The sequence below is a fragment of the Ruegeria sp. AWH4_226 genome (genome assembly GCF_056159225.1).
The window spans coordinates 1,584,671-1,602,129 of the sequence record NZ_JBSWUU010000001.1 but is presented as its reverse complement, the minus strand read 5'-3'; the positions used below and the strand labels follow the sequence as shown (position 1 = coordinate 1,602,129).

Annotated in this window: 13 protein-coding genes; 8 read left to right on the top strand and 5 right to left on the bottom strand. The window is 53.9% G+C overall.

What is annotated here, in order from left to right:
• Positions 1-294 precede the first annotated feature (294 nt).
• The 3 genes from ACXAET_RS07790 (at position 295) to ACXAET_RS07780 (ending at position 2,401) form a co-directional block, all read left to right on the top strand.
• Positions 295-744: a phasin family protein gene (locus tag ACXAET_RS07790; RefSeq protein ID WP_475183530.1), complete on the top strand. Its 450-nt coding sequence runs from the start codon at positions 295-297 to the stop codon at positions 742-744.
• A gap of 58 nt (positions 745-802) precedes the next feature.
• On the top strand, positions 803-1,210 hold the full coding sequence (locus tag ACXAET_RS07785) for a universal stress protein (protein WP_475183528.1): 408 nt from the start codon (positions 803-805) through the stop codon (positions 1,208-1,210).
• Between the two features lie 69 nt (positions 1,211-1,279).
• Positions 1,280-2,401: an adenylate/guanylate cyclase domain-containing protein gene (locus ACXAET_RS07780; protein ID WP_475183526.1), complete on the top strand. Its 1,122-nt coding sequence runs from the start codon at positions 1,280-1,282 to the stop codon at positions 2,399-2,401.
• Positions 2,402-2,556: 155 nt separating this feature from the next.
• Here the strand turns inward: ACXAET_RS07780 and ACXAET_RS07775 are convergent, their stop codons facing one another.
• On the bottom strand, positions 2,557-3,462 hold the full coding sequence (locus tag ACXAET_RS07775; RefSeq protein WP_475183524.1) for a LysR family transcriptional regulator: 906 nt from the start codon (positions 3,460-3,462) through the stop codon (positions 2,557-2,559).
• 88 nt (positions 3,463-3,550) lie between these two features.
• On the opposite strand from ACXAET_RS07775, the gene ACXAET_RS07770 reads away from it, so the two are divergent.
• Positions 3,551-4,198 (top strand): class I SAM-dependent methyltransferase, encoded by a 648-nt coding sequence (locus tag ACXAET_RS07770; RefSeq protein ID WP_475183522.1) that lies wholly within the window; start codon positions 3,551-3,553, stop codon positions 4,196-4,198.
• 45 nt (positions 4,199-4,243) lie between these two features.
• Here ACXAET_RS07770 and ACXAET_RS07765 read toward each other — a convergent pair whose 3' ends face one another.
• Positions 4,244-5,656: a sensor histidine kinase gene (locus ACXAET_RS07765; RefSeq protein WP_475183521.1), complete on the bottom strand. Its 1,413-nt coding sequence runs from the start codon at positions 5,654-5,656 to the stop codon at positions 4,244-4,246.
• Between the two features lie 286 nt (positions 5,657-5,942).
• On the opposite strand from ACXAET_RS07765, the gene ACXAET_RS07760 reads away from it, so the two are divergent.
• Complete coding sequence (locus ACXAET_RS07760; protein ID WP_475183519.1) at positions 5,943-7,289, top strand: cytochrome P450; 1,347 nt, start codon at positions 5,943-5,945, stop codon at positions 7,287-7,289.
• Between the two features lie 55 nt (positions 7,290-7,344).
• On the opposite strand, the gene ACXAET_RS07755 is transcribed toward ACXAET_RS07760, so the two are convergent.
• From ACXAET_RS07755 to ACXAET_RS07745, 3 genes are all read right to left on the bottom strand, one after another.
• On the bottom strand, positions 7,345-8,397 hold the full coding sequence (locus tag ACXAET_RS07755; protein WP_475183517.1) for a response regulator: 1,053 nt from the start codon (positions 8,395-8,397) through the stop codon (positions 7,345-7,347).
• Between the two features lie 458 nt (positions 8,398-8,855).
• A complete protein-coding gene (locus tag ACXAET_RS07750) occupies positions 8,856-9,353 on the bottom strand; it encodes a hypothetical protein (protein ID WP_475183515.1) in 498 nt (165 codons plus the stop codon).
• Positions 9,346-10,098, bottom strand: a complete 753-nt coding sequence (locus ACXAET_RS07745; protein ID WP_475183514.1) for a helix-turn-helix transcriptional regulator — start codon at positions 10,096-10,098, stop codon at positions 9,346-9,348. The genes ACXAET_RS07750 and ACXAET_RS07745 overlap by 8 nt, the downstream gene beginning before the upstream one ends.
• 601 nt (positions 10,099-10,699) lie before the next feature.
• Here ACXAET_RS07745 and ACXAET_RS07740 point away from each other — a divergent pair.
• From ACXAET_RS07740 to ACXAET_RS07730, 3 genes are all read left to right on the top strand, one after another.
• Positions 10,700-13,036: a hypothetical protein gene (locus tag ACXAET_RS07740; protein ID WP_475183512.1), complete on the top strand. Its 2,337-nt coding sequence runs from the start codon at positions 10,700-10,702 to the stop codon at positions 13,034-13,036.
• Positions 13,037-13,166: 130 nt separating this feature from the next.
• Positions 13,167-15,107 carry a type I secretion protein gene (locus ACXAET_RS07735; protein ID WP_475183510.1) on the top strand — a complete coding sequence of 647 codons (1,941 nt, stop codon included), beginning with the start codon at positions 13,167-13,169 and terminating at the stop codon, positions 15,105-15,107.
• A gap of 36 nt (positions 15,108-15,143) precedes the next feature.
• On the top strand, positions 15,144-17,459 hold the full coding sequence (locus ACXAET_RS07730; protein ID WP_475183509.1) for a type I secretion system permease/ATPase: 2,316 nt from the start codon (positions 15,144-15,146) through the stop codon (positions 17,457-17,459).

Here is a 17,459-nt window from a genome sequence, read left to right as displayed (position 1 = left end):
TATCAATCAAAGGATACCGCGGGTCTGCGAGGCTGATCGTTGGGAACCGCCCTATTTTCCTTTGAAGCAACAATACCGGGGCGGGACGACGATCTATTTGGCTTGCTTTACGGACCGCCAGACGGTGCGGCGGGTATAGGGCAGGTCTTGGTGTCGCGTTCATGCATAAAGGCATTTGTTTTGCCAAAGGTCCTGTCGGAAACTGAAAGCAAAATGTGTTGTTGATCTGGGATAAGGCAGAACCCCGCGGCGCATGCTAAACTTAGCCATTCAGGGAAAGAGGAGTAACTTACGATGCCAAACAAAAAGTCAAACCCAAGTTACCCGACCAGTCTTGTCGAGGTGTTCAAACAAATGCAGCCACCTTCGTTAGGCAGTTCTCCGTTCAGTGCGCAGATCGAACAGTTTTGGGACGCGCAGGAGAAAATGCTCGAAGAGACCGAGGTTTTTGCCAAGCACTGGTTCGAGCGGCGTCACGAAGCCGTTCGTTCGGCGCTGCAAGCAGCGCGTACCGCCTCATCTGCGAACCCGTCTGACCCGTCCAAGGCCATGCAGAGCATGGCGGAATGGCAGCGCCATTCAGCCGAACGGTTAGTGGCGGATGCCCAGGAATGGTTCGAAACGATGACCCGTTGCGCCGCGTATGTTGCCGAAACCGAGGCGGAGGCCGTCGAAAAAACGGTTGATGACGTCGCGTCGGCCGCAAAAAAAGTTGGAAAATCTTCAAAATCTGAACCGGTCTAGGGCTTTGTAGCCAAACAAGTCAGATTGAAGTCTTCGGCGACAGGAAGGAATATTTCAAATGTACAAAAACATCCTGATCCCGGTTGCTTTGGACAAGGCCCATGACACGCAGGCGTCCTTTCAAGCTGCGCGCCTGCTTGCCGATGCGGACGCGGCTTACTCTGTCGTGCACGTCCAGGAACCGATCCCAGCGTATGCAGCCTCTCAGATTCCGAACGATGTTCTTGCGCACACGCGGCATGAGATTCAGGAGCAGCTGAGTAAAAGCGCCGCGGAACTTCCCAATGCGAAGGCGTATCTGATATCCGGGCACGCAGGCAGGGCGATTGTCGATTTCGCAAATGAACATGACATCGACTGCATTATCCTGGCGTCGCACAAACCCGGTTTCGAAGACATATTCCTTGGGACAACTGCAAACAGGGTCGTTCATCACGCGAAGTGTTCGGTTCACGTCATACGCTGAGACGATCTTGGCGGCGCGCGGCTGTTTCCGGGCGGTTAAGGCGCTGCATAACGGTTGGGGGTTTTGGAAATGACAAGCAAGTCACCGATTACTCGGATCAAGAGTCTCAACGCAGATCATGAAGAAGCTTTGTCGCTCTGCGGTTTGGTGGACGATGTAAAAGACCCCCTGGCACTGGAACCGCGGCCATACAGGTATGCCGAAGGTGAAAATATCTGCCAGCCGGGTGATCCTGCCGAATGCCTTTGGGTTATCGTTACCGGTTCAGTGGCCGTAAGGCTGAACCACCACACGTTGTTCGTCAGGCGCCGAAATGAAGTGATCGGCGAGCAGCATTTGGCAGGGAACGGATATCGCCGCGTCTATGAATTGGTCGCCGACGAAAGCAACGTAGAAGTGTTGATTATCGACAAATCGAAAATCGAGGAACATCCCGAAGCTGGTGTTATTTGGCGAAACATCGCAAAAATCATCTCGATCAAGCTGCGGAATGCCACCAGAAAGACGGCTTCTCTGGGTCGTCAACTGGCAGACGACACACGGATTCTTCACGCCTATACAAACCAGTACGCCCTGAGCCGCCGAATGCAGTCAGGCAGCGAACATCAGGCCGACTACGTTGTTGAGCGCGCGGTCATCTGGTTTTCGGATGTTGTAGATTTCAGCAGGTTCACGTTGAAGACAGCGCCGGAACGGGTTGCGGATGTCGTCCAACGTTTTTTTAACGCACAAACCGCGCCCGTTTTGGATGCTGGCGGTCACATAGACAAATTTATCGGTGACGGGTTGATGGCGTTTTGGGTCATGAAACACAAAAGCGACAGTGCCACGGCAGTTTGTACCCAAGCTCTTAATGCCGCAGAGCAAGCAGCCCGAAATGTTGAAAAAATCAGAATTGGGAACGAGCCCTTGTCACTGCGGATCGGGTTGCATTTGGGATTGGTGGTCAGCGGGGATTTCGGATCGGCAACCCGCCACCAATTCACAATGATCGGTCCCGAGGTTAACAAGGCGGCACGGTTGGAGCAGGTCCACTCTGACGACATCGTAAACGGAAACGGCGTGTTGGGTGGAATAAGGCTGAGCCGTGAGTTTTGGAATGAGTTGAACGAATTCCACAGGCAGCGGTTCAGCAGTCAATTCCGCGTTCGGGCGAAAAACATTGGTGAGCTTGATGTTTATACGAACTGACCTGACGGATTTCGACGTGATCTGATAACTGCCGCTTTCACTGGTTTTCCGCTGGCTCCGACCATTTCAACGGACGGCGCACCCTCTGGTCCGCGACAGAATCCTTTCGTGACGAACGCAAAGCAGTTTGGGTATCCGCGCCCATCGTCGGGCGATCATGCGTAGTTGCGCAATTGCTTGGCCAAATGGTCGAAAACCAGCCTGATGCGCCTTGCGGTATGCAGTTCAGAATGTGTTGTCAGCCAGATCGGAAATCTAAAGGGTTCACGACTTGGAAGTACTCTTTCGACGCCGGGTGTCATTGCGGCGACCTCGTCCGCCATCACGCTAACACCCAGGCCGTAGCGCACCAATTCCCAAGCAACGATCCCTGTTTTCGACCCTGTACGAAAGTTCTGCGCAGTCACAGGAATACCGGCAGAGTTGAGAAGGCCAATCATCGTTGTCACATCCCCGAAACCAACAAAATCAAGCTTGGCAAGGTCGTCTTCGGTTTTCGGACGCCCGACCTGATCAAGGTAAGATGAGGCGGCATAGAAATGCGCGTTTGCCTCGGCCACCAGCTTTGCAATCAAGTCCGGTTGGGTCGGGCGAACATGTCGGATGGCGATATCTGCTTCGCGGCGCTGGATGTCACGCAGGTCGTTGGCCGCAACGACATCAATTTCCAGGCGCGGGGCCATTTCACGTATTTGCTTGATGATGGGCGGCAGTTGGTAGACGGACATAACGTCAGATGCCGTTATCCTGACCTGTCCCTCAATGGTGTTAGATTGGCTCGTCGCAGTTATGGAAATCCGATTTGCGACATCGGCCATTTCCCGAACATGAACCAGCAACTCCTCGCCAGCGCTGGTTAGGTTCAGCGACTTGCCGACACGTTCGAATAATGTCACGCCAAGCGAATGCTCCAACGCAGCCACCTGACGACCAACGGTTGGCTGGGATTGCTCAAGCACGCGCGCGGCCGCAGAAAAAGACCCTTTTTCGGCGGTTGCCAAAAACGAACGCACCTGGTTCCAGTCAAAGTTGATCGCCCCCCAATTCATGCATTTATGCATATCACTACTGCAAACAGACGCAATTCCATTAAATCACATGGCAGCGTATGACGCGCCCACACCGCATTTTGAATAAGTGAGTTTGACAATGGGAGCCTTACCCAAAGACGCCGCATTCTGGAGCAAAATTTCTCGTAAATATGCGTCCAGCCCTATCCGCGACATGGACGGGTACCGCAAGACACTTGAGCGTACGAAATCCTATTTGAAACCAGCAGACAACGTGTTGGAAATCGGGTGCGGCACCGGATCGACAGCCCTGCTGATCGCACCAGATGTTGCGCACATCACCGCCACTGACATTGCGCCGGGAATGATCGAGATTGCCAACGAAAAGCTTGCAGGCGAAGGCTTGAAAAATGTCACGTTTAAAGTGGCGGAGGTTTCTGATCATTCAAGTGCCGAAGCACCATACGATGCCGTACTGGCGCATAACTTGTTACATCTTCTGCCCGAGCTTGACCGCGCCCTTGCATCCATAGCCGCGCTGATTAAACCGGGCGGTCTTTTCATCTCGAAAACCGTATGCGCCCCTGCACGTGGTGGCTGGAAATTCACCCTGATCAGCAAGGTCGCGATTCCGGTAATGCAGGCCATTGGTAAGGCACCGTTTGTGTCCTTCATTACCCCAGACATTCTCGAACAGAAAATCAAGACCGCGGGCTTCGACATCGTTGAGGTCGGGGATCAGACCGGAACACTAACAAGCCACTATGTTGTTGCCAGAAAACTGTAATCGGTCTGGCAGATATTCGAAACCGAAAGACGATGCCAGCGACGCCTACCCAATCTGCATGGCGCGCGCCGGTTCGTCAGGTTCCGATGTGCTGCTTTTCAGGATGGGCAACTCAATAAAGAATACCGAGCCTTTGCCAAGAACGCTGTGGTAATCAATTCGGCCACCAAAATGCTCAACAATTTCCTTCGAGATATGCATCCCCAGCCCTGTGCCACCTGCGTGCCGTTCATCTGATGAGTCGATCTGCGAGAAACGGTCAAAAACCTTTTCCCGACTGCCTTTTGGAATGCCGACGCCTTGGTCTCTTACAAAAATTCGTATATGCGTCCCCATTTTTTCGCAGCCGACGATGACTGTACCGCCTTCGAAGGAAAACTTGGCCGCATTGGAAATCATGTTTGCCAACACTTGCAGTAGCCGCGAGTCATCCCCCTTGATAAAGACCTTGTCCTTGCCGCGGATATCCTCGGTGATTTCCACGCTATGAGCGCTGACATATCCCAAGTTACACGCAATTGCTTCGCGGATCAGTTCGTGTACGTCGATCGTGCCCTCACGATAGCTCATTTCGCCGGCTTCCATTTTCTGAATGTCCAGCACGTCGTTGATCAGTGAAGCAAGGCGTTCGCTGTTTTTGCTTGCCAGTTGAACAAGGTTTTGCATGGGGGCAGGAACCTCACCCAGAGCGCCGGAGTTGATCAGATCAAGTGAACCTTTGATGGAAGTCAGGGGTGTGCGCAGTTCATGACTGACGGTTGAAATGAACTGAGACTTGGCAACATACGCTGCTTTTGTTCTCTCATGTTCTTCTTTTAACTTTTCAAGCTGTTCAAGATTTCTGCGGTAGAGCTTGAGAAACACCAAGGAACAGTCGATCAGGAAGTACATGACAAAAATGACTGTGAAAAACTGCAACCAAAGATCAGAAGAAAGCTCGGGGCGTTCAATCCATATGTCGCTTACGACAATCACCATGAACGAAACACCATACATCGTTAGGCGCACAATCATCGCCCAGACAAATTGGTGATTGTTCATTGCAGCAAACAACGCTGCAGCGAACAGGAAGAACAAGGGCGTGAAGTGCCCGCCAGTGGGCTGTTTCAATGCCACGGAAATGGCATAAACGCAAATCGCAAATGAACTTAGGATCGTATTCAGGATGATCCATGCGACCATCATTGCAATGGCCTTGTGCTGGTCGGGCCTTAGCCGCGGCACGCGTTTTGCAAGCATCAGGTCCTGTGCTTCGCAGACCAGGATCGTTCCATAGAACAACAGCGCGTTCATGGGGTCGAAAAAGAACCCTGTCAGGATGGTCGTTGCCAGAAAAATAGCCTGACGCTGCCACAAGAGCGCAAAGCTCATGGCAGTGTAATCCTTGATGTTTTGCAGAAGCCGGTTTTCCGGCTCGCCGGTTGACCGGTCCAACTGCCCTGGATCGATGGCCGTCATTTAAAAATCTTCGTTTCTGACACTCTTGGAACTGCGATAGCGGAACAATGAGGACGCAGTTGGTCGGAATTGGGTTCACAGTTTGGCAATAATCCAGACGCTCATCACCAATTGTTGAGTTCTAACTGAATTACGGTGGGATCAGCGGGTGACATTATTGTTGCGCAACTGCCCACATTGTAGCCAAAAGCCTATGATTTTGTTGCTAATATGGCGATTTTCCACCTAAATTGAGGCGAGGTTAGGCTGAGATACACCAAGGAGCTGCGTTTTGACGGCGTTTGGAATGACGAAAATGAAGCAGTTCGACGTCACTCCGGTTGCGGCGCGGCTTGCGGAAAAACCGGTGACATTGCTTCAATTCGCAAGGTCGGCAGGGCGAAACATGCTCGAAGTCATACCAGCCGAAACTCTGCGCGAGACCTACGTGCGCGGTCCGTTGAACATACATTATTTCTGCGACCCAGAAATGATCACCGAACTATTGGTTGGACAGGGGCGTTCGTTTCCGAAAGCCAAGTTTACCAAGGATATCATTGGATCGGCTGTCGGTAACGGCCTGATCCTTTCCGAAGGTGAGAAATGGCGCCAGCAACGGCGGCGGTATTCCCCTTTGTTTGCGGCCAGACATTTGCCGACGCTTGCCCGTTACTTTGCAGAAACAGGATCCGAGGTCGCTGAGTCACTGGTGGAAAACGAAGGCTCTGTGGATGTATCTCAGGTCGCGCCTGCATCGACTTTGACCAATATCTCTCGGGTGATTTTCTCAGGCAACAAAGAAGTCAGCTCTGAACAAATCCGCGTAGGGCTAATCGCGTATTTCAAGTACATCTCAGATATCTCTCTGTTCGATTTAATGGGCCTGCCGAAATGGTTGCCGCGAAAGAAATGGCTGGCCAGCAAGGCACCTGTGACCAAGATGCGCGAACTTGCCCGGCAAGTGATCGAGCAGCGTCGGCTTGAAAACCGGAGCGAACCCCGAGACTTTCTTGACTTCATGATTGAGGCATTGAAAACGGACTTCGAAGACGAAGAGACCACAGTTGACAACCTGTTGACCTTTGTTGTCGCAGGTCACGAAACCTCGGCAAATGCATTGGCGTGGGGCTATTATCTGCTGGCATTGAATCCCGATATACAGAACAGAATTCGCAGGGAAATTCGATCAGTGCGCGCCGAAGGTCTGATTGAGTTTTCTGACCTTGAATCCATGCCACTGCTGCGTGCGCATGTGAAGGAAACACTGCGCCTTTACCCATCTGCCGCGTTTTTCGCCAGGGATGCCGCGGAATCCGTCGAAATCAAGGGTGTAAAGATCGAAAAGGGCGACGCGCTGTTTTTCCCTGTCTACTCGCTGCACAGGAATGAAAAACTGTGGGAGGCTCCGGACCACTATCGGCCAGAGCGGTTCCTTGAGGCTAAACTGCCGCGTGGTCAGTACATTCCCTTTGGTGATGGCCCTAGAATCTGCATTGGTGCCCAATACGCAGAAACAGAGATCATGGTTCTGATGGCGTCGGTCCTGCGCCGCGTGCATTTTTCCTTGGGTAAAGCGGAAATGCCTGAACCAGTTTTGACGTTCACGATGCGCACCAGTGGTCCGCTTGTACTTGAAGCCGAACGAGCGCCGTAACGCCGCAGACCGTGACGTCGGAAGACCCCAGAAAAGCCGCTCGGCCTGATCCAGACTATTTTCTATTCAGATACGTATCGTCGCCGTACAGCTCTTGAAGAACTGTATCATAGAGTCTTGCTGTCACCTGTTCCTGGCGCACGGGTGCTTCTTTTGGGTACACGTGGGATTGTACAATTGTGCTTTTGCTCATTGCCCTCTCTCTGTCGTTTACTTTTTCGCATGCCAGGTTCAAAGCTGAGATCGCGCCCGATTTCGAGAAAGATCGCATAGAAACAGGCGAACTCATCACGACCTTAAGATGCGACGACGTCAGCCGACTGCTGAGAACCATTCTTAGTTTTCGGTTAAGGACTTCTTCGGACGGGAGTTGGCTTGTGAGGCCACGCCCATGCGTGACAATGAGAAACACGCCGCTTCCCCGGTACGAGAAAACACCTTTTGCCTTCGTGGATGTCTTTTCAATGCATTTGCCGATGTCGGAAACGACGCGTCGAAACATACCAAAGTCACTCATGTCAAAACGGTATTCGGCCCCCAGAAGTTTGACCGCTGTAACCCAGGTATCAAAGCGGCGCCCTCTTGAAAGCTGATCAACGTAATTGTCGAACTCGACATATCGCAAGCACCGTTCCAGCCCTTCGATCGAAAGCGGGTCTTCGAAGCTGAACTGCCGATTGAAATCGAGTTTTTCGCGCAGGTTTTTTATTGAAGCTGACGAGCTTTTTGCCCGAATCCGTTCCATCATCAGAACGTGGGCTGCATTCATACGGCTGCGCAGCTCGAAGAAGTCAAACGGCTTGGTGATGTAGTCAAATGCCCCCTCCAGAAACGCCTCTTCGATATGGTCATGATCGGCCATCGCGGTCAGCATGATGACCGGCGTATCCATGTACTCTGGTGTTCTTCTGAGCTGTTTGAGCAATTCAATCCCGGTGGTTCCCGGCATCTGTATGTCTAATAGCAGACAGTCGAATGGGCTTGTCGCGGCCTGAACCTTTTCAAGTGCCGCGTTAGCTGAGTCCGCGACCGTAACGGTACAGTTTTCAAGTTCTGGCAATGCCGATTGTAGCAGCTCAAGAATGCTTGGTTCGTCATCAACGACCAAAACGTTGAGCGTCACCTGCCTGAGCGCTTGAAGATCCAGTTTTCTTTGAAACCGATCATTGTCGAGCGTGGAATGTCTCATGACTGTTTAACCGCGATTACTCTGCCTAATGCGCTTAGGTTAGAAGGCGAGTGGGACGAAACAGCGGCATAACTGCAGAAAACCTGCATGAAACGCGGTATTTTCTTGACCTTATTTTGGCAAATGTCGTCTCTACGCCAACTTCGGGGTCTTAAATGCCGACTCTCTGGGGTTGTGTGTATGCAAATGGAACCGGCGGCAGTACTAAATTAGATAAGTCCAAATTTTTCTATGGGCCGCAGAATAACATCTCGGGGACGGTGAGGGAAGGTTGCGCCCAAGCTAGGCTTGGAAGCGGGTTTTAAGGCCCACGTGTTGCGGAGCAAAAAACTCAAAATTCGACGACCCCAGGTCAGGGGGCGTCGGTGTTTTTTTGATCAAACGGGGAATCCGAGTTTGCTGATCAGGTGCCAGATATCACGGTTCGCGGCGGACAACTGCGCTACGATATCTTCGATCTCTTTTATGGCTTGCTCATCAACCGTATCGGAACGTCCGAGTTTGATATCGGTTTTTCGGTCCGCTATGCGCATTAAGATCGTCTTGGGATTCCCGCTTTCAGCATCGAATGAATAGATACAGTGATTGTACCGGTTGCGGATCGATGACAGCTTGCTGAGCCGCTGCGTGTGTTCAAGGATCGGATCACGAATCTCGGCCGGGCGCCCCTCCATCTTGGCAAGGCGTTCAACAAGATCGATCCGCGCGCGCGTGGTGTTGAGCGTCAGGAAGATGATGACAGCAACATCCTTGTTGGTGCCGCTCAGGCCGGCAATCAGGTGGATCAACAGGCTTTCGGTGTTGGTCCACATGTAGTTCAGCTTGCCGACCAGCAAGATCAGACGGTCAAATCGGGTTTCCAATGTCTCAGTCAACGGTCTGGCCGCGCGCTTCGTCTGACGTCACTTCGAAGTAAAACTGCGCAGCCGCCGTTCTGTTGCTGACTCCGATCTTGCCGGCAACGTTGTGCATGTGCAGTTTTACAGTGTGCTCGGTAATGCCAAGGTTAGAGGCGATGATCTTGTTGCTCTGTCCTTTGGACGCCAGTTGCAGCACCTGCTTTTCCCGACGCGTCAGTCGTGAATACAGCGGATTGGGTTCTTTTGGCTCTGGCTGGTTGTCTGCCACCAGACAAGGCTTGTTGTGATTCTGCGGCTTCAACACGCAATCGGCCACAAAACTTGGCAGATACAACTCTTCATGCATCAACAGCCGCAGAATGGACCGCCACACATCCGGAGCGACATTCATCGGCAGATATCCGATATCCCCGAATTGGCGCCGATCCCAGTTTTCAAAAAGCGAACGCGCCGCGTCTTCTTTGCGATAGGCAAAGGCCAGGCAACCGGAGCCAGCTGCTTCGGTATAGACTTCTGGCCGGCTGAGCAGATCGTCCAACATGATCTGATCGACAACGACAATCTTTCCAGTCATCCCGCCTGAAACGCTGGCGCTCAATTCAGAGACGTCTTCATACCTGTGAGCGGCAACGCCGAACTCTGACTCAACACTTCGCAGGGTTTGATTTGAGAAGAAGAGTTCCTTGCCAATAAAATTGATCGAGAAGTCTTCGGTACATTCGTTTATTCGGGCAACACTATCCTGTAACGGATTGTTCATTACTTCCCCCTATGAAACCACGCCACGCAATCAGTGACGAAATCGTAAAAAAAACTAGCAGCACGCAGTCGTAGTAAAATTGGACTGCTTTTGTAACTATACCTGAAAGACTAATTTCCATCAACATTTTGTGGTCACCTGTCTGTTTGGCCTAGTACTTTCGTTTAGGTTTCCAATCGGTTTTCCAATAAAAACAAAGGAGAACTGTGATTTTAAGCATTTTGCCGAATTTACGCCGCATTTTCGTGTAGTTACCCGCCGGCCGCAGAAAATTCGCAAAAAAAGTATAATTAAATCATATATTTAAATCGTCTAATGCTTTAGGGCAGCTATTCAGCCCGCCATCCTGCTGCGAACATGAACCTGCTTCAATTTGGGAAGCGTAATTCCTGACGTGTCCGCGAATCGCGAATTTGCGCGAATCTGTAGCACCGCTGACACACCATCGGCTTAGCCGGGAAAGGAAGGTGGGAGACGAAATCACGGTACATGACCGCTTCAAGCGCATGTTGCGCCTGTAAGCCTTAGTTTTGTTTCAACCGCGCCAGTAGCCGTTTTGTAGATGAATGACGGTCGGGCGCTTAGTAAGTGGAATTTTGAAATGGGTAGAGAAAGACAAACGACCGGCGACGTTACAGCCTCAGGTCTGGCGGACGTGACTGCAGAGGGCACCTATGCAGTATCCGAATCCGAAGCAAGCGTTGAAAACACGGACATTAACGCAAACCTGAACGGTCAGGACCAAGATCAGGACACCGATGTCGATCAGGATCAGGACGTTGATACTGATGTAGATACCGATGTCGATCAGGATCAGGATCAGGACGTAGATCAGGATCAAAAGCAACAGCAGCAGCAATCCAACGAAGTCAAAAACGGTGGCAACGACCAGAACATCAACACGAACAAAGTCGACGTTGACTTTGGTGATCCGGGTGAGTGGATGCCGAAGGAAGACAACGACCTGGTCGATGTTGACGTTTATGAAGGTGGTTCCGTTGAAGACGTAATCACGGTCGGCAATGACTTTGACTATGATCCGGGCGACGACATGAACCTGGATATCTCGCTGGACGGTCAAGGCAACGACATGCTGGCAATCAACAGCCAGTTGGCCGAGCTGAACGACGCTGACAACCTTGGTTCCGCGAGTGTCAAGAACGACGGCGAGTTTACTCAGTCCGGCGACGCCAAAGGTGGTCTGGCATTTGCTGATGATGGTATCGACACCCAGTCAGACGGTGGCAACTCCGGTGCTGGCGGTTCGAACCTCGGTGGAAGCACTCTGTCCTTCACCAAAGGTGCCAATGCGGCTGCTGCAGGTGGTGAAACGGGTGATGCTGACACCAATGCCGAAGCCGGAGACGGCGGCGAGTCTGGTGATGCGGCAACGCTGGGCCTGAACTTTGGCAAAGGCTATGCAGACGCTGACGGAAGCGGTGATGGTGGCGATGGCGGCGAAGCCGATGCAGATTCCAGCGCCAACAACGAAGGCTTTGCTGACTCTTCTGACGCTGACAGCGACGCTGGTGACGGCGGCAACGCCGGATCGATCGGTCTGGGCCTTGGCCTTGGTCTGTCGGGTGCTTCCAACGACGGTGACTCAATCGGTGGCGACAATGACAGCTTTGCTGCTGCCAAAGGCGGCGCACTTGCTGCCAATGACGCATCGGCTGGCGGCGCAGAAGGCGGCGACAGTGGTGCCGGCAACATTGGCCTCGCCAAGAACGAGTCGGAAAGCGAAAACGAAACTGGTGAGACATCCTCGGGTGGCAACATCGGTCTCGGTAAAGCTGCAAGCCTTGGCGCTGCTGGCACGGATGCCGATGGCGGCGCAGGTGATGGCGGCGAAGGCGACGGCGGCGAAGCAAACGGAGCCGCGGGCCTTGGTGGCGCAAGCACTGGTGGCGGTGGTGAAGCCGGCGATGCTGGTCAGATCGACGCAGCCCTTGCATCAACCAACCAGGGCAATGGCCTGTCTGGCCTGAACTTGGCGGGTACGGATGCCAGCAACGGTGGTGGTGACACCAACGAAGGTGGCAACGTCAACGCTGGTGCCGGAGACGGTGGCCAAGGCGTAGGCGGTGGCGCTATCGGCGGAAACGGTCCTGGCGGAAACGGCCCTGGCGGTGACGCAGACAGCGGTGACGCAGATGCTGAGTCCTTCGCCAAAGGCATTGGCGATCAGGATGCAACCGGTTCGGTCGTTACACCGACTGCGGGTGATGCCGATGGCTTTGCCAAGAACGACCAGGCGGCCGACTCGGCTGGTGGCGCTGGTGGAACCAACGACACCGACGGTAAAGCCGATGCTGATGGTACCGGAACTGCGACAGCTGACGGCGTTGGCGGTGGCGGCGGCGCACTCGATCTGGATGCGACCTCGACCGGAACCGGTGCTGGCTCGGCAGACGCTGACAACGACGCTGGAAACGGCGGAGACTCCGGTGTGTTCGCAATGTCCGACGTTGACGGATCAGCTGACAGCCTGGCCGAGGCAATCTCGGGCTACGGCGGTACTGGCTACTCCGACAACGATGCAACCGCAGCTGGATCTGCCACTTCGAATGGCACGACCGAAACGGGCATCGGTGGCGGCGGCGGTGCTGCACAAGCCACAGGTGGCCAGAGCGGCGACGCCCACGGATCTGTCGACATCGGTGACACCTGGGGCGGCACGCAAGAAGCGGGCAACGCAACTGGTGCAAACTCGGGTACCGGTGGTGCTGGTGGTAACGCCGGAACCTGGGGCTCGAACAACGGTGGCGATGGCATCGTGAGCGGCGAGTCGCATGCATCTGCAGCGGCAGTTGTTGACACGGCAGCCTTCAACCAGTCGATCGTCATGGGTGCCAACGTTCTTGGCAACTCGGTCGATACAACGATGGTTGGTGGCAACATGTCCTCCAGCTACGCGACCGACGACACCGACGTGTAAGCAAGAGGCAGAGCCCGCTTTGGCGGGCTCTGATCCCTCTCAAGACAACGCGGGGGCCGCAACTGGGCGGCCTCGGCACAGCTTAACCTAAGCCGGAAATTTTAGGCTGGCGCGGGGAAAGGGAACCAGTATGTCGCTCGACAGTGTTACAGAACAGATTGCACATTTTGTTGGAACATTTGAACTTACGACCGAGCAGGCCCGGTGGCGGGACCAGTACGAAGAATTTGTTGCACTGCGGCGTAAGGCAGAACTCGAGAACCTGGAAGACCCCACAAGAATTGACGTAAAAGCTCCTTTGAAAATGGATCCGGGCGATTACGGCCCGATATCCTACAAGTTTGCCCCCTTAAAGTCTGATCTTCCCCCTCCGGCCGTAAGCCCAGGGCCGGTTGAAAATGCCGGCCTGATGTCGAACCCGGCGTTGGGCCCAGATGTTTTCTTTCCAGAAACGCTGGGTTTCGGGGATGGCGCACAGTTCAACGTGATCCTCAAGCCTGAGTTTATCCATCAGTTGATCGGCTCGGCGGTTACTTACACTGTCCAGAAAATTCACCTCAACGACAACGACGTCGTGGGCAAGGGTGATTTCCGGGATGCCGAAGCCCTGATGGAGCAAGGTCAGGTGCTGAAAACCGTGGCGATGTCCCTGCATGCGGTTGAGACCCCTTCGATCCACATTCAGGATTACCAGTCCGGTGAGGCGATTGAGCACCTCATCGAACAGATGCAGTCGCTTGTTACTATCGATATCGAAGGTGTCACCGTTCATCAGTTCCAAGGTGAGGAAGCCACAGGCATTATTGTGAATGGCGAGCATGTTGATGAAATGCCCGACTTTCTGGAATTGATGCCCGAACATCACAAGAAGGATTTGGAAGAGGACGACGACGAGGACGATATCTCAGACGACTTACCAGCCGAATGGGATCAGTCCGAAGACCAAGAATTCGAAGACGGCCATTCGATCGTCGCAGGGGGCAACTTCGCCGTAAATGAAGTTGCAGTGACGGTCGGCTGGGTTGATGCCCCGAATATCGTTGTTGGCGGGCAAGCCGTAAACCTGACCTTCGTCAGCCAGGTCGCAGTCGTCACAGATGTTGATCAGGGCGAGGGCGCGCAAAGTAACACGCAAGTGCTTCAGGCTTCGGACATAAGTACCGAGGCCAATGAGGCAGCATGGTTGGAATACAATGTCGCCGAAGATCCCGAACAGGATCCGATTGTCGCAATCGACTGGATTTCGGGTGACTTGCTGGTCACCAACTTCATACAGCAGCTTATCGACGCGACAGATATCGACCACATCGCAACCGAAATCACCTCGTCGTCTACGGCTTACACGTTGGGGGACAACATCCTGACCAACGTGACCAACATCCTTCAGCTGGGCACCTACTACGACATGATCATCATCGGGGGCGACATGATCTCGGTTGATGTCGTAACCCAGACCATCGTTTTCACGGACAACGATGTGATTCACGGCGCACATACTACCGATGCCGAGGACAATCTGGTCATGAACCAGGTATCGTTGACAACTGAGGGACAAGACTCTCACACAGAAATGAGTGCCAATCTGGCCTCAACCGTGGACCTGCAAGAAGTAGATACAGACGCTCTGGAAGACGCGTTGCTGAACGATCCGATGTTCGCCGGTACCGAGTTGATCCGGGTGCTGAAGATCGAAGGCGATCTGATGCAGGTCAACGTCATCGATCAGGTCACCATGTTGCAGGATGACGACGATGTGTACGTAGAAACCCCAGGCGGAGAAGAGGTTTCGGCACTGGGGGCCGGTAATGCGCTGTTGAATGCGGCCAGCGTTACCAAAATGGGCGTGGACTCGGTCGTCATGGCGCAAGAGGGCGAGTATTCGGAATTGATGCTGCATCAGGCAAGCATGTTTGACAGCCCCGAGGGGGAAAACCCCGAGCTGGTCAATGAAGCGATTGCGATACTGTTGGACGAGGTCGACGCAGCAGCAAATGAGGTCGAAAACGCGGCCAATCTTACATCTTCCGAGATGGCAACCATCGACGACGGGCTGCAAACTATGCTAGCCTAGTATCCTGTTTGTTACGAGTGACCTGAAAGTTTTGACATGTCGATTGTTTTTCTGTCGCGTCCTAGACGATACGCCAGCCCGTTGGATCGCAACGGTGGCGCTGTCTCAAAGCCGCCAAGTGCGAGCAAATCCAAATTGAAACAGAAAAAAATTCCCGGATTACGCCTAAGCGAAGACTTACGCATCAGTGATCCGAAAGACGGCAATACAGAGGCAGCCGCCAAGAGCGATGCGGGTGCCGATAAGGCCGTAGAAAAAGATCCCGCACCTCAAGTCGCAAAAGCGGAATCCGCACCTCAAGTCGCAAAAGCGGAATCCGCGCCACAAGAAGCAAAGAAAGAATCCGCACCTAAAGTAGAAAAAAAGGAACCAAAACTGCGCGCCGAACCTTACTTCCGGCGCAAGCAGCCGCAGCCTGCCAAGGACAGTGACCAACAGGGCAGCGGTGCTGGGGTGGCCGACGTCGAGGGCCCCGATCCAGAAACCGTCAACAAAACGAGCGACCGTTCACCCCCCGCGTCGCGCTCGGGCGGCGGTGATCGCATGGGTGCCACTATCGAGGCCAAGGCGAATGAGCCAATGCTGCGCAGCAATTCAGGCGGCGGTGATGGTAAAGGGCCACCCCAAACATTTCACAAGCGGACCCCGCCCGAGGACTTTCAGAAAACGCTACGGACGTCACTGCGCGCGATTTATCGCAATCTGTCCTTCGTGCTGGTTCTGACGTGCGCCACGAATATCCTTATCCTGGCGATTCCGATTTATCTGTTTCAAATCAGTGACCGCGTCCTGACCAGCCGGTCGTTGGACACGTTGATCATGCTGACAACGATTGTGGCGGGCGCGGTGATTTTCCAGTCGGCATTTGATGCTGTCCGACGGTTCATGCTGATGCGGACCGCGGTCGAGGTTGCGGCCCGTCTTGGCGCCCCGATCCTAAGCGCAGCCGCGCACGCTTCGCTGCACGGCACAGGGCGTGAATACCAGACGCTGGGCGATCTACAGCAAGTGCGTGGATTTCTGGTCTCGGGTACGCTGATTTCCTTCCTGGATGTGCCCTTCGCGCCCTTGTTCATCCTGATGATCTTCTTGGTACACCCTCAATTGGGCACGATCGTGATTGTCACGGCGCTGGTGCTTATGGTTATTGCCTTCGTCAACCAGCGTATGACGGCCAAACCGTTTGCCGAGGCAAACAAGGCCCAGTCCATGGCAAACATGCACCTCGACTCGATGTCTCGAAACAGTCAGATCATCAATGCTCTGGCTATGATCCCCGAAGCCGTGCGGATTTGGGGACGGGACACCGCGCAATCGTTGACGTGGCAGGTTCGCGCGCAGGACCGGAATGTGATCTTTGCCGCCATTTCCCGCGCCGTTCGCTTGCTGACCCAAATTGCCATTTTGGGCTGGGGTGCGTTTTTGGCCCTTCAGGGTGAAATCACTGGCGGGATGGTCATTGCTGCCTCGATTATCGCAGGCCGGGCCTTTGCGCCGATCGAAGGCTCGATCGAAGGCTGGAACGGCTTTTTGCTGACCCGCGCGGCTTATGGTCGGATCAATCAGCTTTTGTCCAGCTCGGCGCTGCAATTTGAAAAGCTGCGGCTGCCGCGCCCCGAGGGACGTTTGGACGTTGAGCGTTTGCTGTATGTTCCCGGCGGCACCAAGCGCGTCGTGCTGAATGGTATCAGTTTCTCGCTGAACCCGGGTGAGACGTTGGCCATCATCGGGAACTCGGGTGCAGGGAAAACCACGCTGGGTAAAACACTGGTCGGATCAATCCTGCCAACGTCGGGCAGTGTCCGTCTGGACCTGATGGACATCCGCAACTGGGATCCGCGCCAGTTTGGCGAAAGCATCGGATATCTGCCTCAGGACGTGCAACTGTTCCCCGGTACGATCAAGGACAATATCGGCCGGATGCGGAGTGATGCGACGGATGAGCAAATCCACGATGCCGCTGTTCTGGCCGATGTGCACAACATGATCGCAACTCTGCCGCAAGGGTATGAGACCGTAGTGGCCGCCGATGGATCGCCCCTGTCCGGCGGTCAAAAGCAGCGTATCGCACTGGCGAGGGCGTTCTTCGGCAATCCGCGTATGGTGGTTTTGGACGAGCCGAACTCGAACCTGGATGTCGCGGGGGACAAGGCTTTGTCACGGGCCATCGAACAGGCCAAAGAAAGCAAGATTACAGTTGTAGTTATTACGCAAAAGCCTACGCTATTGAACGTGGTGGACAAGATCATGCTTCTCACGGATGGCCGTGTGGCGCTGTTTGGTCATCGCGAACAAGTTCTGCAACAACTGAATGCGCCGCGCGGTAATCAGCCCGGCATTCAAAAGCAGTAA

What these genes read in the sequence shown, in the direction of transcription:
- ACXAET_RS07790 (WP_475183530.1), top strand. Translation starts at nt 295, where the DNA reads ATGCCAAACAAAAAGTCAAACCCAAGTTACCCGACCAGTCTTGTCGAG.
- ACXAET_RS07785 (WP_475183528.1), top strand. Translation starts at nt 803, where the DNA reads ATGTACAAAAACATCCTGATCCCGGTTGCTTTGGACAAGGCCCATGAC.
- ACXAET_RS07780 (WP_475183526.1), top strand. Translation starts at nt 1,280, where the DNA reads ATGACAAGCAAGTCACCGATTACTCGGATCAAGAGTCTCAACGCAGAT.
- ACXAET_RS07775 (WP_475183524.1), bottom strand. Translation starts at nt 3,462, where the DNA reads ATGCATAAATGCATGAATTGGGGGGCGATCAACTTTGACTGGAACCAG.
- ACXAET_RS07770 (WP_475183522.1), top strand. Translation starts at nt 3,551, where the DNA reads ATGGGAGCCTTACCCAAAGACGCCGCATTCTGGAGCAAAATTTCTCGT.
- ACXAET_RS07765 (WP_475183521.1), bottom strand. Translation starts at nt 5,656, where the DNA reads ATGACGGCCATCGATCCAGGGCAGTTGGACCGGTCAACCGGCGAGCCG.
- ACXAET_RS07760 (WP_475183519.1), top strand. Translation starts at nt 5,943, where the DNA reads ATGACGAAAATGAAGCAGTTCGACGTCACTCCGGTTGCGGCGCGGCTT.
- ACXAET_RS07745 (WP_475183514.1), bottom strand. Translation starts at nt 10,098, where the DNA reads ATGAACAATCCGTTACAGGATAGTGTTGCCCGAATAAACGAATGTACC.
- ACXAET_RS07740 (WP_475183512.1), top strand. Translation starts at nt 10,700, where the DNA reads ATGGGTAGAGAAAGACAAACGACCGGCGACGTTACAGCCTCAGGTCTG.
- ACXAET_RS07735 (WP_475183510.1), top strand. Translation starts at nt 13,167, where the DNA reads ATGTCGCTCGACAGTGTTACAGAACAGATTGCACATTTTGTTGGAACA.
- ACXAET_RS07730 (WP_475183509.1), top strand. Translation starts at nt 15,144, where the DNA reads ATGTCGATTGTTTTTCTGTCGCGTCCTAGACGATACGCCAGCCCGTTG.